The organism is Candidatus Jordarchaeum sp., assembly GCF_052745115.1.
The window spans coordinates 1-21,311 of the sequence record NZ_JBRAKS010000021.1; the positions used below are offsets into that span (position 1 = coordinate 1).

The window sequence follows — 21,311 nt, forward strand, 5'->3', positions numbered from 1 at the left end:
CCTACATAAGACAAACAACAACCAGAAAAACTACATACCTAAGACGGGGTCCCTTGGTGGATTTGCGAAACATTTAATACCTTGTATAATATAGAGATGAACCACTATTGTTTAGGTGGTTTGGATTGGTGATGCCCTGCCAATATCTATTGATTGGACACAGGTGTGGTGGCTCGGTGATGCCCTGCCAATTTATGTAGCTCTAAGTCCACATCATACTGCTATTTTTAGTTTAGATCCGATTTTTAGAAAAAACCAACCAAAAAAACTGTTTTTAGAGGGATTGAACAGTGAGTGCAGATAATACCATAGTAGTTAAGTTTGGCGGCTCAATTCTATCAAATAGCGAGGACATAATAAATGCAGCAAGGATGGTGGCAGCAGAAATAGAGAAAGGTAGAGACGTGGTGGTAGTGGTGTCAGCCCTAAAGGGGGCAACTGATCAGTTGCTGCGATTGGCTGAGGGCGCTACGGAGGGAACCATAGGCTCTGCAGAGCTGGATGAAATATTGTCAATGGGAGAACGCATAGCTGCCCGCTTAATGGGTACAGCGCTAAAATCGGCGGGAGTTAAGAGTCTTGTCGTTGATCCTTATTCAGAATACTGGCCCATATTTACGAATGAACATTTTGGAAATGCTAATCCTCTGGTTCTAGAGACAAAAAGCGCTGTGAAAGAAAAGTTGATTCCCTTAATTGAAAAACGACTGGTTCCTGTGATTTGCGGTTTTCTAGGAAAAACCCCGAAGGGCCAGATAACGACTTTAGGGCGTGGTGGAAGCGACACCTCCGCGGTGCTCATTGGAAACTGCTTGGGAGTTAAAGAGGTGATCCTAGTTAAGGATGTGGAAGGTGTTCTTACAGGAGACCCAGACTTGGTGGAAAGCACAGCTCTCATAAAGTCGCTGGACACGGAGGAAGTGGCTAGACTAACATCTACTGGAGCAAAAATAATTCATCCTAAGGCCTTATGGTTCAAATCTAGGGACATGCAGATACGGATTGTTGGCTTCAAGAACGGAGACTTGTCTGCTGTAGGAACCGTGATAACCGGTTCAGAGTTGCCAGAACTAGAGGTCTTAGTCGATGAAAACCATGTTTCTATGATCACTATTGTAGGAGAAGAAGCCGCTAAACCCGAAGCAGTTTTTTCAATTCTATCAGCGGTAAGAGGAGCAAACGGGAGGATACTATCAGTAGCTATGGAGCCCTTATCTCTGATACTCTATATTTCGGATGAGGATACCAGGAAAGTGGTTAACTCAGTACATAGGAAAATAAGAGAAGAAGGACTGGGTAAGGCGGTTTCCCTTTTCGAAAATCTTTCAATGATTACGGTTAAAGGCGTGAATCTGGAGACTTCACCAGGTATTCTCGATAGTGTAACGGACCTTCTAGGCAAGGCGAAAATCAACATTTTTGGAATTCTGACCATAAGCTCGAGTATAAGAGTTTTCGTAAGCTGGGAGGAAAAGGAAAAGGCGGCTGAGCTAATAAAAACGAATCTGGAGGTAAAAGATTGAAGAAGATAGATGTATCAATTTTAGGTTGTACCGGAACAGTAGGTCAAAGACTAATTGAAATGCTTTACAACCATCCTTGGTTTAACATAGTTTCCATCGCGGCTTCTGAGAGGTCAGCAGGTAAGACCTACAAGGATGCTGCTGTAAATTGGTATCTACCTATGGATATTCCTGAAGACTTGAGAGATACGACAGTAGTTGACACCGATCCGAGCGAGGCGGAAGCTCCCCTTGCTTTCTCCGCTTTGCCCTCGGAAATAGCAAAAGAAGTGGAAGGTAAATTTGCCGAGGCAGGATGTGTGGTTACTAGTAATGCCAGCTCCTACAGGATGGAAAAGGATGTTCCTCTGATTATTCCCGAAGTGAACCCTGACCATCTTCAACTAATCGATGTACAAAAAGAGAATAGGGGGTGGAGAGGATACATAGTTACTGATCCCAATTGTACCGCCATTGGTTTGGCTATGGTTCTTAAGCCCATCCATGACCACTTTAAACTGGATACAGTATACGTGAACACAATGCAAGCCATTTCCGGCGCCGGTCTTCCAGGCGTACCGGGATTACTGATAACAGACAATGTGATTCCCTACATTAAAGGCGAAGAGCCAAAAGTGATGAATGAGACGCTTAAAATTCTGGGCAAAATGGAAGATAAGCAAATCAAATTCGCAGATTTCAAAATAGTGGCCTCCTGTAACAGAGTTCCGGTTATAGATGGACACACCGAGACCGTTTTCATTAGAACCAAAGAACCAGCGGATATTGAGGAAGTAAAAAAAGTTCTCAGAGAATTTAAGGGGGAACCCCAAGAACTGAATTTACCATCTGCACCCAAACAACCGATAATAGTCCGAGAGGAAGAAGACCGCCCCCAACCAAGATTAGACCGTATGGCGGGCACCGTTCCCGGAATGAGCGCAACTGTTGGAAGAATAAGACCGGGGTTCGATGAGAACACGTTGCTTTTGACTCTTATTAGCCACAACACTATTAGAGGCGCGGCAGGAGCCGTGGTGCTTAACGCTGAACTTTTATACGCAAAAAATTACCTATGAGGTGATAGGAATTGAGAGGAAAAGATGCGAGATTAAGAAGGATACTGGAAAACGGTAAAGCTGTGGTAATCCCTATGGATCACGGACTTACAGATGGTCCCATCAAGGGAATCGAGAATATACGGGAAACAGTTGAACTGGTATCAAAAGGGGGGGCTACTGCTGTTCTACTTCATAAAGGTATATTAAAACAGTTAGAAAAATTACCCGATTGTGGATTAATAATGCATCTCTCAGGAAGTACTGCTTTGGGCCCAGACCATAACTGGAAAGTTGCTGTGGGAACTGTGGAAGAAGCGGTTAAACTCGGCGTGGAAGCCGTGTCCATACACATTAATATAGGAGCAGAAAAGGAACCCGAGATGTTGAAGCACCTAGGACAAGTTTCGAGAGATTGCGAAGATTGGGGGATGCCCCTAATAGCCATGATGTACCCTAGAGGGAAAAACATTGATTCGTTGGATCCAAAGGCAATTGCCCATGCATCTAGAATAGGTGCGGAGCTTGGAGCAGACATTATAAAAACTCCTTTTACAGGAAAGGTTAATACTTTCCAAAAAGTGGTTGAAGGCTGCCCAGTGCCAATTATAATTGCAGGAGGCCCTAAAACCGAAACAGATCGTGAAACTCTTCAGATGGTTAAGGACTCTATGGATGCCGGAGCTATAGGCGTGGCAATGGGTAGAAACGCGTTTCAACACCAAAAACCAATGACAATAGTGAAAGCGGTCTCAGAAATAGTGAAAAAAAATGCTTCTGTCGAAGAAGCCCTTCAAATTCTGGGGTCTAAATAATGAAGAAAATAATAATACGTTTGAATGGCAATTGGGAAGACGTAAGAGAGATAGCAATAATCTCGATGACCAGCGGAATAAATACTTTCATAGCGGATGAACCACTAATCCCACAACTTAGGCAGTTAGGTTCAACAACCATTTTTTCTTCTTCACAAACGTCTGAACCAGATGTATTAATAACAACAGAAACCAATCCCGAAGAAATTTCAAAAATTATGAAACAGGGAAAATGTGTTGCATGTTTAGTGGACATTCGAGCTAAGGAGGATGAAGAAAAAGTTATAGAACTCTCTAAGAGAGGAGTTCCTTATATTATCGTAAAAGCGGAAGATTGGAAGATAATACCTTTAGAGAATCTGATTGCAGAACTTCACAAATCTAAGACAGAGTTGTTTGCTGAAGCTGAGAGCCGGGATGAAGCAAATACCCTCTTTCAAACTCTCGAACTGGGAGTGGACGGAGTAATCTTTACGCCCCAAAAGGCCGAGGAAATACCGGAACTGGAGAAAATAATTGAGGAACCGGAAAAAATCGTCTTGATTTCAGCCAAAGTCATCGAGGTAAGAGAAGTAGGATCGGGAGATCGTGTCTGCGTAGACACCTGTTCACTTCTGAGAACAGGTGAAGGAATGCTGATTGGCAGTCAATCACAGGGATTGTTTCTTATCCACAGCGAAACTCTGCAAACGGAATTTGCTGAGCCCCGACCATTTAGAGTTAATGCAGGAGCGGTTCATGCATATGTACTGATGGCTGACGGGAAAACAAAGTATCTCTCAGAACTGGAGGCGGGCGATAAAGTACTTGCAGTGGATTATCTGGGAAATTGCCGAGAAGTCATAGTAGGAAGAGTAAAAATAGAAAAAAGACCTCTACTTCTCGTAAAGGCAAAATTAGATTCAGAAGATATGATACTAAAAACTCTGACCCAAAACGCTGAAACAGTAAACCTGGTAAATAAGGAGGGAAAACCCATTTCAGTTGCCAAATTAAAAACAGGAGACGAGATTATAGTATACTCCATTACTGGTGGGCGACACTTTGGAAAAACTATTAAGGAAACAATAATTGAGAAATAAAATTTGAGAAAACGGTATTTAAACTTCCATCATTTTTAGTTTATCCCGTTCTTTTTAAGAATTATTGTAGTAGGTTTAAGTCCAAGTTTTTCGTATATTTGTTTAATCAATTCTATATTTTTACTCTGATTTTTACCTAGATAGAGAAGATGACTTACACATTTTTTATTGCAGTCACTAGCACCAAATTTTTCACAAACTATTTTCAAATTCGGCTTAAGCGCTCTCACCACATCGTGTTCCTTATTTTCAGTGGTTTCTGCAAAAACTACACCTATAACACTTGAAGACTCACCTGAAAGGAAGTAGTCAATGTGCCAGAAATTCTTCTTTTTACTAGAAAGATGGCGCAGAAGTCTACCTTTTAAACTACTAGCCCCATTACCCAAGGCAGAACCGGTATAAACATAAAATCCGGCAGGGAAACTAATTCTCCCTAATTTACCTATCGGAATCTGTGACTCAACCTGTATTTCTATTAGTAGAGAATAAACACCCTTCTGACCAGCCCTCAAAAACATTTTGGTCACAAATTTTTCAAATTTATTGTAAAATGGAGATACCAAATTAGAACTATTTCCCGTCTCAGCGTAACTATAATCAATCATCCCGTAAAGGTCATACTTGCCGGTTTGCTTCATCGATTTCGGGTACCTGATAAATTACTCTATCATTCTATATCATAATATAGTATGGTTTAGGATGATTAAACTTTTTCTCAATTTTACTTTTAGATAGGATTTTAAATTGTTTTTTAACGTGTGAATAGTTGCTATATTTAATATTTTTATAAAAAATTTTCTATTAGTTTTAGTATTTCATAATTATATTTAATTTATTTAATATCGATATTTTGTAAAACTTTAAATGTTTTGATTCTAATTTTTAAATTAATGTTAATTTCTCTTAGGAGGCATCAGGATGCAAGAAAAAACCCCCTCTAAAGCCGAGAAAGAAGAATCCGCTGCCTTTTTCTCCGTTGATCTACTACGTAGCAGCATTAGTGATTTAGAGTCCAGCGTAGATGATGTAAGAGTTGGATTAGATGCTGCTATTTCTGGCAGTTTAGAAGATTTAAAAGAGGCTATCCTAAACATGAAGGATGTGGTAAGTGAACGCGTTGTTGCAAAGGTTCACATTCAATTCGCTTCAGAACTTATAAAATACACATTTGTTGATACCGTGTCTGAAGTTATTGATGAAATACGTGAACTAGCGGTGCGTAACCTTTCTGATGCTACCGATAGAGAGATGCTTGTTTTTAGAGAGGCTTTAAGCAAGTTTGCGAAAGATTTTGGCGGGGTTCTTCAGAAGGAGCAGGAAAGAGTGAAAGAAACAATTGGTCAATTTGATAAACAACTCTCTGAGAGGGAAGCACTATTAAGGAAAACCACTCTGGCCTTGGTCGAAAAGGAGAAAGAGCTTCAGGAAAAAGATCTGGAATTAGTGCAGAGACGGAACGAGTTAGAAAGTATAAAGAGTAGTTTGGACCAAAAAAAGAGCGAACTAGAATCGGTGGAAGCTCAATTGGGATCTGCCCTAACAAAGCTTGACTCAGAGCAACAAGTATCCAAATCGCTGCTTGAAAAGCTTCAGAATGCGGAAGAGGAAATTAAGAAACTTGAAAATCAAGAGAGGGAAGTTAGACAAAGAGTAGATGAACTAAATAGTCAGCTACAGGAAAGGGAGAAGAGGTTAGAAGAATATTCGCTAGAAGTTGAGGAAAAACGATCAAACTTGGAAAAAATTGAGAACGAACTTAGAAGTGCCCGGCAAGAGTATGAAAACTTACAAAAATTATTACAGGATGAAAAAAGTCGATCCGGAGAATTGTTAGAAAAATATGAAAAGGCACAGTTGGAAGTCCAGAAATTAGAAAGAGAGGAGTCAGAAGCCAAAGCACGTATACAAGAACTAAACACCCAACTTGTAGAAAAAGAAAAAACACTGGAAGAAAGATCTCAATATCTTTTGGAAAGGGAAAAAACTCTTGAAGCCACTAATGCTCAGCTCTCAGAAAAAAGTAAAGAACTTGCAGATAAAGAAAATGAATTAACTAGAAAAAGAGAAGAATTAGAAAAATTAGCTGTGGAATTAGAGTCGGCTCGTGGAGAATTATCAACTCTCCAAGAAACCCTTCATCAGGAAAGATTAAGAGCGGACGAACTAGAAGGAAAATTAGAGGGGGCACAAAGGGAACTATCCAAGTTTGACGGGCAAATAAGAACTCTAGAGAGCATGATAAAAGAAAGGGACGCCTTCATAGCGGAAGGCGCAAATATGATCAAACTCAAAGAAAAAGAGATTGAAAGACTGAAAATCATAATAGACGAAAGACGTAGAGACGTGGAGTACAAGGAAGAAAAACTAAAAGAAAGACAAAAATTCTTGGAACAACTAAATGGTGAGATAGAAACATTAAGAGCTGAAATAGAAGAACTGGGAAAGGACAAAGAGTTAAACGCCGAATTAATAAAACAGAAGGAGAGTCAAATACGCTTAAAAGAAGAAGAGATAAAATCATTACAATCAGAAATAGAGATAATCGAGAAGCAAATTTTTGTAGGAAAAGATGAGCTGGAATCCCAAGTTAAAGACCTGGAATCCCGAACTAAAGAACTAGAGAAAATGAAAGAAGATTTAGAGAGAGAAAAGAAGGCTCGGGAAGAACAGCTTGAGAAATACAAGGGGGTTATGGTTCTGGATCCCAGATTTAAGATATACTTCATAGTAGAGAGTATCAAGAAAATCTCTATTGAGAACTTGGTCAAAGCTACAGGGATAGTTCCAGCTCAGGTTAAAAACAATCTTGCTTGGCTACAAAGAGCGGGAATGGTAAGGGTAGAGGAAAAGGAAAATATGGTGTATATTAACAAGTAATCTCTTTTTTATTAAAATTGTAAAAAAGTTAAAACCATCTCTTACATCAGTATAGCAGTCTCTAATAATCACAGTTTAGACATAAGTGCTTACCGCAAAACTTGCAGATTGTGCTATGACTACTGCATATAGGAAGACCACAATCCTCACAATAATTCTCTGTTTTTGCTTGGCAAATGTAACACGACGCTAATTTAGCTATCGTTTCGTAGACTGCTACCATTCTCGTTCCACCTTAATCAATAGATTATAAAAAAGATATTTTAAAATAGCGTATCAAAAGGAACACCGACTTTTAGAAATGATTCAAATATAACAATGCCTAACATATTATTCTCGGCAAAATTTTATTCCCCTTTCCTTCAAAGAAAATTACTTAAATATTAAAATTACTTTATTAAATGTGAGTTAACCATATTTTTCGAATGCATAAACGGTGAATTTTATGTCTATTGATGTTTCTCAGGTTAAGAAGATTCTTGGATCTTTTATAATTGATAACTATGGTATTGTTTTCAAACTTCGTAAACTCGACTTGGAAGCAAACCATTGGAAAGCGGTTTTTGGGTATCAACATATGGCTCTTGGAAAATATATCGGAGACGTGGGAGAAATAAAGGTGGATGCTGAAAGTGGCAAAATTGTGTCAGCCCCTAACCAAGATGATGTTAAAAGAAAAGTTAGGGAATACCAGAAAAAATTAGACAAAGCATTGGATCTAATTAAAGATGGGAAAATATAGAAAAATTGTAATTTCAAACCTTAATCTCATTTAATTCTTTTCAAAATACTTCAATTATTTATTATTTTTCAAAAATTCCAGTACTTGATAAAATTTATCATAAGCTTTTTCATACATAGTATCTTGTTTCAGTTTTTTCCTTACATTTTCAAAGTTTTTATAGAACTTTATCTTTTCTCCTTTTTCAATAATTTCTTTTAAATCATTAAATGTCATTTCCATTTTTTCTAATACTTTTAAGAACTCTTTATTTTCCATCTGGATTTCAGAATACAGATCTGGATCCTCTCCGAAAACACATTCCGTTAAAAGAAGCTGTAACGTAAAAGTTGTTCCAGAAAATTTTTTAATTCTGGGAATTGTTTCTGGTATTTGTAATAGAAGGCTGCCAAATAGTATGTTCAAAAAGTGGGGTAATCCAAGCACAGTACTAATCATTCGATCATGTTTTTTGCTTTCAACTGATAATACTATTGCTCCGTCTTTCTTAAAAATCCGTCCCAGCCTTTTAGCGGCCTTTTCTGAACCCCGAACAGTTATAATTATTACAGTACGTCCCATTATGTTGGTAGCACCAGGACCAAACATGGGATGAACACTAACAGCGTTAAATCCATATTTTAAGCTCTGTTCCTCCAAGGTTTCAATTATATCCCCTTTTACTGAAGCTATATCGAAGACTGTTGCCTTTTGGCTAATGTGTGGCGCCAGTTGTTTAATAATATCTGCTGTACTAGAGATAGGTGTGGAAAGCAGCACCAAATCCGCGTTTTTCACTGCTTCCTCATTTTTTTCCGCATAGTTTACCCCAAGACTCTTTGCAGTAGCGATTAATTTTTCACAATTTCTTGCACTCAAAATAACTGAATAATTTTTATTTTTAAAATATTGGGCGAACCATTTACCCATACTTCCCGATCCGCCTATAATCGCAAGCCTTAAAGTTTTCAAATCCATCAACCCCTTGCTCTAAATTAAAGTCTATATATTACATTGTTATTCATTTTCTTCTTGTATTTTTACAGAATACTTGATTAACAGCTTAGTTAACTCTTCACCAAGCTCTGGGTAAATCTCTAGATCCTCGCAAACCTTTTGTACTTGGTATAGAATTCTCATTTCAGCATTTTCATTTCTTATTGGAATGCCCTTTAAAGATTTTATTTTACCTATCTCTCTTGCTAATTCTAGACGTTTCTTCACTAGCCTCAATATTTCAAAAGTAATTTCACTAATTTTTAGTCTCAGATTTTCAAGTTCCTCCAAAGTTTTTCCTCTCTTGATATTAACTATATATTAAAGCCATCATAATTAGGTGTTTCAAATTTTTCTTTCTAAGACTCTCGGAACCAGATTGGCTTGAATGGCGTAATCAACTAGAACCAATGCTACCATTGCTTCTACAACAGGGATCGCCCTAGGTATAATGCATGGATCGTGTCTTCCTTCAATGTTTATTCTGGTTTCCTTCATATTTTTGAGATTTACAGTCTGCTGTGATTTTCCAATAGATGCTGTCGGTTTTATAGTAACTCTGCAGATTATAGGCATACCATTACTTATTCCTCCTAAAATGCCTCCCGCATAATTTGAGATTGTAACTATTTTTCCTTCGCGCAAAGCAAAGGGATCATTATGTTGAGAACCCATCATCCTTGCCGCGTCAACACCACTACCAAATTCAACACTTTTTACAGCGGGAATGGCGTATAGTGCCTTACTTAGGTCGCCTTCAAGAGTGTTGAAAACTGGGTCACCCAGCCCTGCTGGCACATTTAGAACTACGCACTGTATAGCGCCTCCAACACTGTCCTTTTCAGCTTGCGCTTCTCTTGTGCGAGCTATCATTCGTTTTGCTGCCTCCGAGTCCGCGCATCTTACAGGATTACTTTCCGCTTGTCGGATTTCGTCTAAGGATTTGGTCTCTGCTTTTATTCCCCCTATTTCAGTGGTGTGTGCTAGAATTTCAATTTTTAGTATTTCGCGTAGTATTTTTTTAGCTATAGCGCCGCCCATAACATAGGAGGCTGTGATTCTTCCTGAAAATCTTCCTCCTCCACGATAATCGTTGAATCCACCATACCGAATTCCTGCTGTGTAGTCAGCGTGTCCTGGCCTCGGTTCATATTTCACATATTTATACATAGTGGAATCCACGTCTTTATTCCATATTATCATACAAATAGGTGCGCCAGTAGTGTAGTCCTCAAAAACACCAGAGAGTATCTCAACCTCATCAATTTCACTCCGCGTAGTCGTCAAATCACTTTGTCCTGGTCTTCTGCGATCCAACTCTTTTTGTATATCTTTCTCAGAGAGCAATAATCCCGCAGGGCAACCGTCAATAACACAACCCACACACTTACCATGGCTTTCACCAAACGACGTTAAAACAAACCTATTGCCAAAAACGTTACCTGTCATTTTTATTCACCCATCTGAAATCGGCTCCCATAGAAATCATGTCCTCTATAAAATAGGGATAAGAGACATCAACTGATTCAACTCCTGAGATAATGGTTTCTCCTTCCGCCGCCAAAGCAGCAATAGTAAGAGCCATAAATACACGATGATCATCATAACTTTCAACATGGGCTGATTTAATTTTCCCGCCGTAAACAGTTAAACCGTCTGGCTTCTCTTCTAAACGAACACCCATTTTGGATAACTCTTTAGCCATAGCGGATATTCGGTCGCTCTCTTTATATCGAACGTGCTGTGCATTGAATATGTCCGTCTTACCTTCTGCAACAGCGCCTAAAACTGCCAGAACAGGGAGTAAATCGGGAGTATCTCCACAATCAAATGAAAAACCCTTTAATTTCTGACCCCCGATTACTCTAACGTAGTTTTCCCCTATTTCAACTTCTGCTCCCATCTCTTTCAGTATATTAACGATTTTTTTATCACCTTGTGCTGTTTTCATATCTAAATTGAGAACCTTTACATCAGAATCTGTTATAGCCGCGGCTGCAAGCATAAATGATGCCGAAGAAAAATCTCCAGGAATCCTAACACTAGCCGGCAAGTATGTTTGCTCTGCGGGAATTATCAAGCCCAATCCGGGCAAATATTCAACTTTTCCCTCAAAATAGTTAAGAAACTCGATAGTCATTTCCAGATAGGGGCGTGACCTAAGCTCAGATGTGAAACTTACTCTTGTTTCATTTTTAGCTAAAGGGCAGGAAATCAGTAACGCTGAAATGAATTGAGAGCTAATATGCCCCGGAATATGGGTTTCTCCTCCCATTATTCCTCCTCCCTCAACTATAATCGGAGGTCTATCATCCCCCCTTGTGGAGAAACACCTTACCCCCAAATCCTCCAGGGATTTAATCAGTGGCCCCATAGGTCTACGTCTTACCGAGTAATCCCCAGTAAGTACAGTAAATCCCGGCGCTAAGGCGGAAACAGCGGTCATGATACGAATAGTAGTTCCAGAATTATCAACATTTATAACATCTTCTGGTGTTTTGGGATAGGAAGAGCCTGAAACATGCCATACACCTTCACTTTTACTTTCAATCACTGCTCCAAGAGCCTCACAAGCCCTAATCGTCGCCAGAGTGTCTCTACTAATTAAGGGATGAAGAATTTCGGACTTTCCTTCCGCAAGTGTGGAAATAATAAAAGCCCGATGCGTATAACTTTTTGAAGGAGACGCAGAAACAACTCCTTCAAGTCTTTCTCCACCAATTATCCTTAAATCCACAAACATCACTTCTCTAAACAATTTTAGCCTTTTCTTTATTAAACTCAGTACGGATAATTTCACCTTCCATCTCAAGCCAAGAGGCTTCAATATCACTATAAGCATCTCTTGGGCAAAGAGCAATTGTTGCCGGTCCAGTGCCGGATAATCCCGCCGCAACAGCTCCTGCTTCAAGAGCTCTAACCGTAGCTTCGGTATCAAATCCCAAAGCTGCAGAATAGATAAGACCGTTAAGGGTGAGGGCGGTCTTATAGTCTCCATTTCGAGCAATGTTGAAAACTAGCTCTATGTAATTTTTCATGGATTTGATTCTTTTAATATTACTCTTTATTGTGGGACTTTTCTTCACCGGTACATGGATCATTACCATGAGATTTTCCTCAATCTGCTGCCTGCTAATTAGTATTTTTCTCAAGTTATCTGTGACTACAAACCCTCCAAAATAGGATGCACAAGCATCATCAAAAGCGCCTGTAATAGTTACTCCTGCTTCTAAAGCCGCTTCCACACCCATACCAACGATGGTTAGATCATCCAGATCTTTTTTCAGGGCAGCAACAGTAGCCAGCGCTACGGCGTTTGCGGCAGCGCTACTGCTTTTGAGTCCTTTAGAAATAGGAATAGTGGAGTCTGTTATTACAGATGCGCCATACTCTTGTTCGAGACCAAAATGATTTAAAACAAGTCTCGCAGTTGTACAGATTAGATTAGTGTTCTCGGAAGGATCGTTTAGAATCTTTCCCTCAAAAATTCCGGGTTCATTTAAAATATCTACCTCTGCTTTTGTCCAGAGATTGAGTCCGAAAGCAGCACCAAAACCAGTGGCTATTGCGTTGACAACCGTTCCAGCACCGAAAGCTAAAGCCTTTCCTTTCAAATGTTAATCCCTTCCACTTAAATTTTCGACAACTACTTTTCTCATAATATCTTTAGGAGCTTCAAAACCTGTCCACATTTTAAAACTAATCGCACCCTGATTTACCAGCATTCCAACACCATCAATGGTTTTTGCCCCCACTCCCTTAGCGTATTTTAAAAGTAGGGTTTCCAATGGATTATAAACAATATCAAATACCACCAAATCTTTATGTAAATACTCTTTGGGAACAGGAGATTCCTCGGTATAGGGATGCATCCCCACTGAAGTGGTGTTAATTAGAATGTCAGAATCACTTAGCTCCTCCTTTAATAGTTTAAGGTTTAAATCATTTCCATAAACTCTACATCCAATATTTTTGAATTCTTTCGCCAACTTTATGGCCTTAGCTCCTGTACGATTTAAGATGATTAATTTTGAGCAGAGGCTTGCAAGAGTGTAGCTGATAGCCCTTGAAGCCCCACCAGCACCAATAATGAGTATTTTTCTATCTTTGAGATCAATCCCCTCCTGCCGTAAAGCTTCTAAAGCGCCCAACCCGTCAGTATTATACCCAAAAAGTTCACCATCCTTTTTGATTACCGTATTAACTGCACCTATTTTTCTAGCTGTGGAGTCAATTCTATTCAAATATTTGATTATAGAAACCTTATGAGGAATAGTTACGTTGAAGCCTTTTAGATTCAGGGCTAATGCTCCATTAACAGCATTTTTTAAATCCTTCTTTCGCACCCTAAATGGAACATAGACATAATCGAGATTCATGTATCTGAATGCAGCATTATGCATTCTGGGTGACAATGAATGTTCAATGGGATCACCAATCAAACCTACTACTTTGGTTGCTCCACCGATCACCGTGAACACCTGAAAATTCTTCTTACATTTTTAAATTTTTAGAACACTTTTAATTAAACTTCTTTTCCATGAGAGAATAGAACAGCTTATGTATTTTCCGCATAACTTCCAAATTAATTTGCCCCGGAGCTGTTCTTGTGTCCAAGGAAGCATAAGTAAAATATGAGCCAAAAAATGGACAAAAAACTCTTGAGATAATCCCTAATTCACCCATACAAAAAGAGATAACTCTGATTCCTGAATTTTTACTCTCTTGAGGAAGGGAGAGAGCTACCAAATTATCTGTAATTTTTTTTGCAAAGGCCACTATCTTTACTAATTTTGAGCCTTTTTGAGCCGCTTCACGGATTTTCTTTACTAAGATTTCTCTTTTAGGAGTATATTTAAATGAATGAAAAGAAAGAATGGTGCTTACCGAATTTTGGTCTGCAAGTTTTAATAATCGTTCTAGAACAGCCTTATTCATACTCAACTCCAAATCCACAAATCTGGGTTTAGCTTCGATGCATTTTTCTAGCATCTCGATCCTGTTTTTCTCTCCATATTTAAATGATCCCCCTTCACCTTTTTTTCTTACAGTCAATATCAAAGGAATTGGTGTTTTAGATACGATTTCTGAAAAATCGATGTCAACATCTTCAAGATAATCCACTCTCACTTCTATGATATCTGGTGCTTCTCTTACGGCTAAATTAATTTTTTCAAGTAATGTTTTTGGTTTGTTAACAGCCACAGGAACACAAATCAAGGCCACTCTACTGCACCCACTCTTTCTAATTTAGTAAAACTAATAGATTAAATTCTGTTTTCCAATACGCTTGTCAGGTTTAAAAAATTTAAGGAAAACATCCAATGTATAATTTTCGCAAATAATTAATTTAAAAATTAGCGGGGGAATTGTTGTTGAGACCTAGTTATCTTCTCATAAATTTAATTTTAATAAGGGACTGCGTATGTTCGCCCTCTTTTTACCCCATGGTTGAACTCTGAGTATCCTTCCTTTACCAAAAGGTCTCGGATAGCAAATCTTATAGCTTCACGGGTGTTTGCGTAAAACCCGTTTACCACTAATTGTTTTAAGCCCTCAATGTATTCCTTGGGAAGTTTAACAGATACTGGTTTCATATGTAATGATAAACACTAAGTAATATAAAAAACATTTTATCTAAAAAACTTGATAAAATACTTAAAAAAAGTAGAAAAATATTAACAGCAAAAAATAAAGAAACAACAATAAAATATCAATAGAAAAAGAATAGTAAAAACATCGGAAAACCTCTTTAGATAATAAAAATCTTGATTATTAAGAATTAGTAGCTGTATGAGAATTAAGTTTACTACCAATTGGTGATAATTATGAAAGTTAGAGCTCACGTGTTTGTTAGTGGAAGAGTGCAAGGGGTTTTTTTCAGATCGGATACAAAAGATGAGGCGGATAAGAGAGGAGTAAATGGCTGGGTTAGAAATCTGGGTGATGGAAGGGTAGAAGCCGTATTCGAAGGAGATAAAAATAAGGTTGAGGAGATGATTCAGTGGTGTAAACGAGGACCCCCTGCTGCTAAAGTGACAGGATTGAATGTTTCTTTTGGAGAGTACACCGGGGAATTTAAAAATTTTAGTATTAGATATTATCGATAAAATAAATCTATTTTTAAAAGATAAAATACGCATGTACGGTTTAAATTAGTAGTTACTTTATAGTTTGAGAATAAATTTGAAGGAGGGGAGGAGCCAGGTTACTAAAAAGAAGGAGGGGGTGGATGCGGTTCACCTTTCCTGGCTCCTAATTAAGCCCTGAAGCAAAAACTCTTTGGGAGGGGGACACAAATTATTTCCAAACTTCCCTTAAAAACTCCACTAATTTTGAATTACAATTTTCAAACTATTTGGTTCACTCAATAGGTTTATAGAAGTTACATCCTATTCAGGTACAAATGGAAGTGGTGATAAATAAAATGGATGGATCCGAAAAGGTAGGCGATAACGCCGATTTTTATGGAGGAGAACTGCTAAACTTTTTAGAAGAAAACGAAAGCAAAATTATTGAATATTTAGATAATATCGCTCAGGAGAGTAAAGTTGTTAGAAGTAGAATTCTCAGATTCATTTGTCACAAGAAACCTGAATGGGGACAACGCATTATACAAAACCTAATTGAAAAGCATCAAGAAAAGCTGGAAGTAATATATATTCGTGATGGGGTTGAAGAAATTTTTCTGAAAGATCCTAAACTGTTTTTCGATCTGATAAAGGAATATATGTATAGCCCCACTCAGTGGAAACAAAAACTGGTTACGGAATTGTTAGAATTAATATCTGACGCAGTACTGAAGTTTGACAAGGAGACGATAGAAAAAGCAAGAAAAGAAACCTTATTCGGCTTTAATAAGTTTTTTAACTTATTGGGTTTAAGAGACTAATTACTAAATAAAATATTTAAAAATTAAATAAAAAAATGAAACAAAAGACTAGAAAGTTAATGGAACAAAGTGAACATCTATAATTAGAGAGAGTGTTTGTATATTTTTCAGTATAGATAATGTTTAAATATTAAAAATATTTTATATAGTTTAAGCTGGGCTGAGGGATTCAAGTTGAATATTATCACTTGGATTGCAACGGCGTTACAAATACAAGGAAACCTAGCCGACCCGTTTCAGCTAGCCCTTCTGTGTTCAGAACTCCTGATAATGATGGTATTGGTGGGATTCATATTGAAACAATTGTCTAGTATTCAAAAAGAGGCTGTGGAAAAAAAGGCTCTAGAAAAAAGAGAGGAATTACCTCTAACCGCTCTTGAAGATGATAAACTTCTCGGCAGACACAGGGTTAGACTTAACATTTTTTGGGAGAAAGAGATCAAAAATAGAGATAAACTAAACTTTTTCAAAGGATTTCCAGCCACGCTTTTCATCACAGAGTCTCGTCTAATCATTACATCTGAGTTTTACTCACATGATAAGGCTTCCAGATTTGTGGGGCAGATACCCGTAGGTTGGATGAGGTACAATACCGTTTATGTCGAGTTAGCCATTAATAAGATTAAGAAATACTCTTTTGGAATTTTTGGAAGCTATATACAATTTGAGCCTCATGGTAAGGTTGGCGAAACCAAAATAATTTTTTATAAACTATCGAGAAACGAAAGGCAATTAATTAAAGAGGATTTGGAAACCGCCAGAATTTTTAAAAAACCAGCTCCCGGAGCAGGAATAGTAATATTAGATAGACCTATTGGGGGCGTAGTTACCCAGCGTTTTGCGATGCTACGTCATGAAGCCGTTATTTCGAAATACTTCAAAAAGCCCGAACTTAAGAAGGTTCCAATTGAGAGGGTGATTGTAAAGGAGACTGCTAATATTAGTGCTACAAATGAAGGAAACGTGCAAACTCAAAATGATATTGAAGAATTTAAGGAAAACGCAGCGAAGCTTAATCAACAATTAGAAAACATAATTGGGGCAACTCCACAAGAAAGAGTATGGCTTACACTCCAAGCCCAGGTTACAAAATGTAGATTTTGTGGACAAGAGATACTAAAAAGTTCCAAAAAATGTTCCAGGTGCGGGGCTGTAAACTTCTAGAGACTAAAGAAACCGAATTAATATATGAAAATAAATTTTTACGCTTATTTTTAAATTCCTAAAAAAACTGGATTAGGGTCCAGTTGGGATTAACGTTATTTTCTTTTTTTCTTTTTCTACCATCCTATCAGAAAGAAGTTCCTTGCCTTTATAAACATTAAAATCAATATAATAATATGTTTTACCCGAGACTTTGGGGGTATCCCACTTTACAACACCGTACATTCTTTGCTCTCCCTTTTGTTGTCTAATTTGAAATGTTTTCAATTTTTTTACACTATTTTCACCTACTGCTAACACGTCAACTTTTAAATCGGTTTTTTCAACGTTTTGAAGAATTTTTAAATTAAAGTTCACCTTTTCTCCTCCATTAATTGAGATGGGAATTTGTGGTGATTCAGTTATTCTTATTATTATAACCGGCTTTGAAAGTACCCTAACAGTTGTTTTTAAGACACTACATTGTTCAAGTGCTTGTTCTTCTTGTTTAGACTTAACGTGAGCCACAATAAAAAAATCTCCTTGAATATCAACAGGAATATTTATTCTTGCCTGAATCTGTTGTAGTCTTCCTGGAGAAAGAGTCAAAGGTTCGCCGAATATCTTAATCTCATCTCCCCCTAAGGGCAAAAGTAGGAGCTCAAAGTAAAGGGTAATCGGATTTTTTGATAGATTTTTTAAATCACAAAAATAATCCCGTCTCTCTCCCGCCTTAACTTGGCGTCCTCTAATATAGGGATTAGATAATTTAAGCATATTCTTTATGTGTAAAACGGATAACGAAGCCTTTTTTTCTGCTATTATCTTTCTGCCAATTCTCAACTCTACTCTCAAACCAACCTTATTAGCTTCAGAGGGAATATTCTTAATCTCTAATGGTAAGGGAATGAGATATTTTCCATCACTAGAAATGTTCTGAACATGCTCCACCTTTTGAAAAATTTTTTTCTTAAAAGAGAGCTCCACTTTAAAGTGGAGATCTGTAGATTTAGATATCCTTTCTACATTCAGCGTAACATAGGGAGCAATTTTCAAGTTCTCAACCAGAGGAGAGGAAATGTTGGTAATATTACCTAATTTAAATATATTTTCTACCTTTTTCTTTTTCAATTGAGATCCCCCGGTTTGTAAATTTGAACGTGTTTTACATATAAAAAGATTCTGCTTTATGCTTCAGAATTTTAATTAGATTAATATTTAAGATATAAATACCTGTTAATATCTTATTTGTGTTGTTATTTATACCTTCCACCTAACTGCAACACTATTTTTAACATGGGCTTATCTTTAAATAATATGAGTTCAGAAATTTATTTAATTTTCAAAAAAGTTAATTAGGAATTTAGACTCCCTAAAAGAAACCTAATGGAGGAAATATAAAATGTCAGAAACCGAACGACCAAAATTAGCAAATCTAATATCCATCATATTTTTCCTCTCAGCATTAGCCATACTCATTCTAGGGTACACTTTCTTCCTTAAACCGCTATCCACTGGACCATCAATTGAGTCTATTCTAAATCAGTTCCCATTATCATTAACTCCAGATCTGTTTTCAGTGTTTTTGTACTTGCTTTACATTCCCAGATTACTCGCAATACAAATTAGTGCAAGCAACTATATGCTACTGTTCGCCACTACACTAATAATGGCAATTATCCTAATTGTTTCAGCTTTTGGATTCTCTTACAGAAAAAAGTGGGGATACTATCTTACAATCCTAAGCTCACTATTCCTAATCATTACCCCAGCACTCGGATATTTTCTAGGATTTCCACTAATCTACATAGTCGGCAGCGTCGTCGCAGCAATACTTGGCGTACTATTCCTATTCTACCTCAGAGGAGACGTAAAAGAGGAATTCTAAAAAGTACACTAATAAACATCCAACCCCAAAAAATATTTAGAAATAGTTAATAGCCCCTAACCACACCCTCCTATTTTTATTTACCAAAGAAAATAAAAATAGCCCAAAACAGCAAAACACCAACCTGCAAAAATCTAGAAAAAATTCTAAAAGTAAAGAATTAGAATTAAAATAAGCATATATCAATTCTTCAAAATTAAAAAACCATATCTTATTAAAAACAGAACAAAAAATAAAAAAAGCATTTAACAATGATCTATACACTATCACTACGCCTTTAGTATGAAATTAAGATCTAAATTTTGAATACTATCCCTTCACAACACCCAGGGGACGTAGACGCGCAACCAAAGACGCAATACCCGCATCATGTGACGCTTTCGCAACCTCATCCACATTCTTGTAAGCCTCAGGAGCCTCCTCACTCACCACCTTAATACTCGCAGCCCGAACAAAAACACCCCGAGACAACAACTTATTTTTTACAGCTTCGCCCCTGAAACTCCTAATCGCCTGATTACGACTCATCACACGGCCGGCTCCGTGCGCGGTGGATCCGAAGCTGAGTTCCATGGCTTCTTTTCGTCCTTTTAGTATGTAGCTTGCGGTTCCCATTGTTCCGGGTATGATTACTGGTTGTCCTATGTTTCTGTATTTTTCTGGGAGTTCTGGGTGTTCTGGGGGGAAGGCGCGTGTGGCTCCTTTTCGGTGTACGTAGACTGTTCGGGTTTCTCCGTTTATTTTGTGTTGTTCGATTTTTGCTATGTTGTGGGCTACGTCGTATACTAGGTGCATGTCGAGGTCTTCTGCAGATGTTCCGTAGACGTTTTGGAAGGATTCTCGTACCCAGTGAGTTATGCTTTGTCTGTTCGCCCATGCGAAGTTCGCGGCGGCTGCCATTGCTTCTAGGTAGTCTTGGCCTTCGGGGCTTTTTCCAGGAGCGGCGGCTAGTTCTCTGTCTGGTAGGTTTATTTCATATTTTCTTACTGCTTTTTCCATGGTTCGTAGGTAGTCTGAGCATACTTGGTGTCCTAATCCTCTTGATCCGGTGTGAATCATTACTGTAGCTTGATTTTCTTTTAGTCCATAGACTTTGGCTGCTTCCTCATCATAGATTTTTTCGACGTATTGAATCTCGAGGAAATGGTTGCCGGCTCCCAGTGTTCCTACTTGATCTAATCCTCTATCCTTTGCTCTACTTGATACTTTTGAGGGATCTGCTTCCTCCAATTTTCCGTTTGCCTCGCAGTGCATGGCGTCTTCCTCCCATCCGAAGCCATTTTTTATTGACCAGCTGACGCCCTCGGAGAGAAGCTGGTCCAAATTACTGGCTGATAGTTTAATTTTTCTTTTAGAACCCAAACCACTGGGAACGTTATTAAAAATTTCTTGTGTTAAATGCTTAATTTTGGATTCAACGTCCTGTCTTTCAAGATTAGTTCTAACTACTCTTACACCGCAATTAATATCGTAACCAACTCCGCCAGGGCTAACCACACCTTCTTCGAAATCTGTTGCGGCTACTCCCCCGATGGGGAATCCGTAGCCCTGGTGTGCTTCCCTCATGGGAGGGTTGCCCTCTCATGTGTCGGGCAGGGTTACGGAGTATTTGTATATGCCGGGTAGGCTGGTTACGTTTGCGGCTTGGATTAGGGTTTCATCCTTATGTATGTCTTTCATCAGGACCTCGTTAGCAATGATTCTTGCTGGCACCCTCATGTAGGGCCGGAAATCTTTTGGAATCTCCCAAATGTTATTATTAATTCGATTAAGAGGGATATCCTTTGGATTCATGACAATCAACTCCTTATTTCAATAAATGAATATGGGGGCACCCATATTAGGTTTTGTTTGTTGTTATGATTGAGGACTAGATACTTTGTTTAGCGTATCATATCTAACCTTGTCTTGGATAATCTGGGGTGTTTGGTTTTAATAAGTTTGCTCTTATATTTTGTTAAGTCCCCTGAGAAAACGTTTTTGGTTGATTATTTTGTCCCCTTTTTGACTTTTTTTATTTGTTGTGCGCTCTTCTCTACGCATCTCCTAAGAGTTATTGTATATAAAATTATCTAGTTCTGGTTCACAAGTGAGAATACTTAGGATTGTTGCAAAGACGCATTAATAAGTCAAGGAATTGAGACACTGTTTAAATTGTAGAAGCCAAATTAAGTCATAAGTAACAATTGTTCAATCCAGAAAGTTTGTTTATATGTAATATACTGTGCATGATGATAGGGAAAGTTCAGGTCATTTATGGATAGATAACGTGGGAAAAGTAAGAAAGTAATTTGAATTTGGAAACTTTTCAAAAAATTGAAACAGTGAAACTTT

21 protein-coding genes and 1 pseudogene are annotated in these 21,311 nt (G+C 38.0%); 10 read left to right on the forward strand and 12 right to left on the reverse strand.

The features are described 5' to 3' along the window. The first annotated feature begins 290 nt into the window (after nt 1-290). From ACUVXA_RS03040 to ACUVXA_RS03055, 4 genes are read left to right on the forward strand one after another with little or no spacing between them, the layout of a single operon-like run. Nucleotides 291-1,523, forward strand: a complete 1,233-nt coding sequence (locus ACUVXA_RS03040; protein WP_445869759.1) for an aspartate kinase — start codon at nt 291-293, stop codon at nt 1,521-1,523. After that, nucleotides 1,520-2,581 carry an aspartate-semialdehyde dehydrogenase gene (gene asd, locus ACUVXA_RS03045; protein WP_445869760.1) on the forward strand — a complete coding sequence of 354 codons (1,062 nt, stop codon included), beginning with the start codon at nt 1,520-1,522 and terminating at the stop codon, nt 2,579-2,581. Before ACUVXA_RS03040 ends, asd begins: the two co-directional genes overlap by 4 nt. A gap of 11 nt (nt 2,582-2,592) precedes the next feature. After that, nucleotides 2,593-3,375, forward strand: a complete 783-nt coding sequence (locus ACUVXA_RS03050) for a 2-amino-3,7-dideoxy-D-threo-hept-6-ulosonate synthase (protein ID WP_445869761.1) — start codon at nt 2,593-2,595, stop codon at nt 3,373-3,375. Beyond that, nucleotides 3,375-4,457, forward strand: a complete 1,083-nt coding sequence (locus ACUVXA_RS03055) for a 3-dehydroquinate synthase II (RefSeq protein ID WP_445869762.1) — start codon at nt 3,375-3,377, stop codon at nt 4,455-4,457. Before ACUVXA_RS03050 ends, ACUVXA_RS03055 begins: the two co-directional genes overlap by 1 nt. A 35-nt stretch (nt 4,458-4,492) precedes the next feature. Here the strand turns inward: ACUVXA_RS03055 and ACUVXA_RS03060 are convergent, their stop codons facing one another. Continuing rightward, a complete protein-coding gene (locus ACUVXA_RS03060; RefSeq protein ID WP_445869763.1) occupies nt 4,493-5,065 on the reverse strand; it encodes a GIY-YIG nuclease family protein in 573 nt (190 codons plus the stop codon). 313 nt (nt 5,066-5,378) lie between these two features. Between ACUVXA_RS03060 and ACUVXA_RS03065 the strand changes: the two genes are divergently transcribed. After that, a complete protein-coding gene (locus ACUVXA_RS03065) occupies nt 5,379-7,337 on the forward strand; it encodes a hypothetical protein (RefSeq protein WP_445869764.1) in 1,959 nt (652 codons plus the stop codon). A 61-nt stretch (nt 7,338-7,398) separates the two neighbouring features. Here ACUVXA_RS03065 and ACUVXA_RS03070 read toward each other — a convergent pair whose 3' ends face one another. Next, nucleotides 7,399-7,560, reverse strand: a complete 162-nt coding sequence (locus ACUVXA_RS03070; protein ID WP_445869765.1) for a hypothetical protein — start codon at nt 7,558-7,560, stop codon at nt 7,399-7,401. Between the two features lie 222 nt (nt 7,561-7,782). On the opposite strand from ACUVXA_RS03070, the gene ACUVXA_RS03075 reads away from it, so the two are divergent. Next, on the forward strand, nt 7,783-8,079 hold the full coding sequence (locus ACUVXA_RS03075; RefSeq protein ID WP_445869766.1) for a hypothetical protein: 297 nt from the start codon (nt 7,783-7,785) through the stop codon (nt 8,077-8,079). Nucleotides 8,080-8,133: 54 nt separating this feature from the next. On the opposite strand, the gene ACUVXA_RS03080 is transcribed toward ACUVXA_RS03075, so the two are convergent. The 8 genes from ACUVXA_RS03080 to ACUVXA_RS03115 form a co-directional block, all read right to left on the reverse strand. Then, nucleotides 8,134-9,030 (reverse strand): prephenate dehydrogenase/arogenate dehydrogenase family protein, encoded by an 897-nt coding sequence (locus ACUVXA_RS03080; protein ID WP_445869767.1) that lies wholly within the window; start codon nt 9,028-9,030, stop codon nt 8,134-8,136. Between the two features lie 45 nt (nt 9,031-9,075). Continuing rightward, nucleotides 9,076-9,345 carry a chorismate mutase gene (locus ACUVXA_RS03085; RefSeq protein ID WP_445869768.1) on the reverse strand — a complete coding sequence of 90 codons (270 nt, stop codon included), beginning with the start codon at nt 9,343-9,345 and terminating at the stop codon, nt 9,076-9,078. A gap of 54 nt (nt 9,346-9,399) precedes the next feature. Then, nucleotides 9,400-10,503 (reverse strand): chorismate synthase, encoded by a 1,104-nt coding sequence (gene aroC, locus ACUVXA_RS03090; RefSeq protein ID WP_445869769.1) that lies wholly within the window; start codon nt 10,501-10,503, stop codon nt 9,400-9,402. Beyond that, a complete protein-coding gene (gene aroA, locus ACUVXA_RS03095; RefSeq protein ID WP_445869770.1) occupies nt 10,493-11,812 on the reverse strand; it encodes a 3-phosphoshikimate 1-carboxyvinyltransferase in 1,320 nt (439 codons plus the stop codon). The genes aroC and aroA overlap by 11 nt, the downstream gene beginning before the upstream one ends. Further along, the gene (locus tag ACUVXA_RS03100) at nt 11,805-12,668 is read right to left on the reverse strand and encodes a shikimate kinase (RefSeq protein ID WP_445869771.1); all 864 of its coding nucleotides are present in this window, start codon (nt 12,666-12,668) and stop codon (nt 11,805-11,807) included. Before ACUVXA_RS03100 ends, aroA begins: the two co-directional genes overlap by 8 nt. A 3-nt stretch (nt 12,669-12,671) precedes the next feature. Next, nucleotides 12,672-13,535 (reverse strand): shikimate dehydrogenase, encoded by an 864-nt coding sequence (gene aroE / locus ACUVXA_RS03105; protein ID WP_445869772.1) that lies wholly within the window; start codon nt 13,533-13,535, stop codon nt 12,672-12,674. A 40-nt stretch (nt 13,536-13,575) separates the two neighbouring features. After that, the gene (gene aroD / locus ACUVXA_RS03110) at nt 13,576-14,280 is read right to left on the reverse strand and encodes a type I 3-dehydroquinate dehydratase (protein ID WP_445869773.1); all 705 of its coding nucleotides are present in this window, start codon (nt 14,278-14,280) and stop codon (nt 13,576-13,578) included. A gap of 182 nt (nt 14,281-14,462) precedes the next feature. Continuing rightward, on the reverse strand, nt 14,463-14,651 hold the full coding sequence (locus ACUVXA_RS03115; RefSeq protein ID WP_445869774.1) for a ribbon-helix-helix domain-containing protein: 189 nt from the start codon (nt 14,649-14,651) through the stop codon (nt 14,463-14,465). Between the two features lie 231 nt (nt 14,652-14,882). Here ACUVXA_RS03115 and ACUVXA_RS03120 point away from each other — a divergent pair, with 231 nt between their 5' ends. From ACUVXA_RS03120 to ACUVXA_RS03130, 3 genes are all read left to right on the forward strand, one after another. Next, nucleotides 14,883-15,164 carry an acylphosphatase gene (locus ACUVXA_RS03120; protein ID WP_445869775.1) on the forward strand — a complete coding sequence of 94 codons (282 nt, stop codon included), beginning with the start codon at nt 14,883-14,885 and terminating at the stop codon, nt 15,162-15,164. A 317-nt stretch (nt 15,165-15,481) separates the two neighbouring features. Beyond that, nucleotides 15,482-15,946 (forward strand): hypothetical protein, encoded by a 465-nt coding sequence (locus ACUVXA_RS03125; protein WP_445869776.1) that lies wholly within the window; start codon nt 15,482-15,484, stop codon nt 15,944-15,946. Between the two features lie 174 nt (nt 15,947-16,120). Next, nucleotides 16,121-17,110 (forward strand): hypothetical protein, encoded by a 990-nt coding sequence (locus tag ACUVXA_RS03130; protein ID WP_445869777.1) that lies wholly within the window; start codon nt 16,121-16,123, stop codon nt 17,108-17,110. 72 nt (nt 17,111-17,182) lie between these two features. Here ACUVXA_RS03130 and ACUVXA_RS03135 read toward each other — a convergent pair whose 3' ends face one another. After that, nucleotides 17,183-18,220: a hypothetical protein gene (locus tag ACUVXA_RS03135; protein ID WP_445869778.1), complete on the reverse strand. Its 1,038-nt coding sequence runs from the start codon at nt 18,218-18,220 to the stop codon at nt 17,183-17,185. A gap of 271 nt (nt 18,221-18,491) precedes the next feature. Between ACUVXA_RS03135 and ACUVXA_RS03140 the strand changes: the two genes are divergently transcribed. Beyond that, nucleotides 18,492-18,977: a hypothetical protein gene (locus tag ACUVXA_RS03140; protein WP_445869779.1), complete on the forward strand. Its 486-nt coding sequence runs from the start codon at nt 18,492-18,494 to the stop codon at nt 18,975-18,977. 309 nt (nt 18,978-19,286) lie between these two features. On the opposite strand, the pseudogene ACUVXA_RS03145 reads toward ACUVXA_RS03140, so the two are convergent. After that, nucleotides 19,287-20,771: pseudogene (locus ACUVXA_RS03145) on the reverse strand (RtcB family protein). Nucleotides 20,772-21,311 lie beyond the last annotated feature (540 nt).

Bases quoted from the DNA above. Each gene is read 5' to 3' on its own strand.
- ACUVXA_RS03055 (WP_445869762.1), top strand. From the start codon at position 3,375: ATGAAGAAAATAATAATACGTTTGAATGGCAATTGGGAAGACGTAAGA.
- ACUVXA_RS03060 (WP_445869763.1), bottom strand. From the start codon at position 5,065: ATGATTGATTATAGTTACGCTGAGACGGGAAATAGTTCTAATTTGGTA.
- ACUVXA_RS03065 (WP_445869764.1), top strand. From the start codon at position 5,379: ATGCAAGAAAAAACCCCCTCTAAAGCCGAGAAAGAAGAATCCGCTGCC.
- ACUVXA_RS03070 (WP_445869765.1), bottom strand. From the start codon at position 7,560: ATGGTAGCAGTCTACGAAACGATAGCTAAATTAGCGTCGTGTTACATT.
- ACUVXA_RS03075 (WP_445869766.1), top strand. From the start codon at position 7,783: ATGTCTATTGATGTTTCTCAGGTTAAGAAGATTCTTGGATCTTTTATA.
- aroC (WP_445869769.1), bottom strand. From the start codon at position 10,503: ATGACAGGTAACGTTTTTGGCAATAGGTTTGTTTTAACGTCGTTTGGT.
- ACUVXA_RS03115 (WP_445869774.1), bottom strand. From the start codon at position 14,651: ATGAAACCAGTATCTGTTAAACTTCCCAAGGAATACATTGAGGGCTTA.
- ACUVXA_RS03120 (WP_445869775.1), top strand. From the start codon at position 14,883: ATGAAAGTTAGAGCTCACGTGTTTGTTAGTGGAAGAGTGCAAGGGGTT.
- ACUVXA_RS03125 (WP_445869776.1), top strand. From the start codon at position 15,482: ATGGATGGATCCGAAAAGGTAGGCGATAACGCCGATTTTTATGGAGGA.
- ACUVXA_RS03140 (WP_445869779.1), top strand. From the start codon at position 18,492: ATGTCAGAAACCGAACGACCAAAATTAGCAAATCTAATATCCATCATA.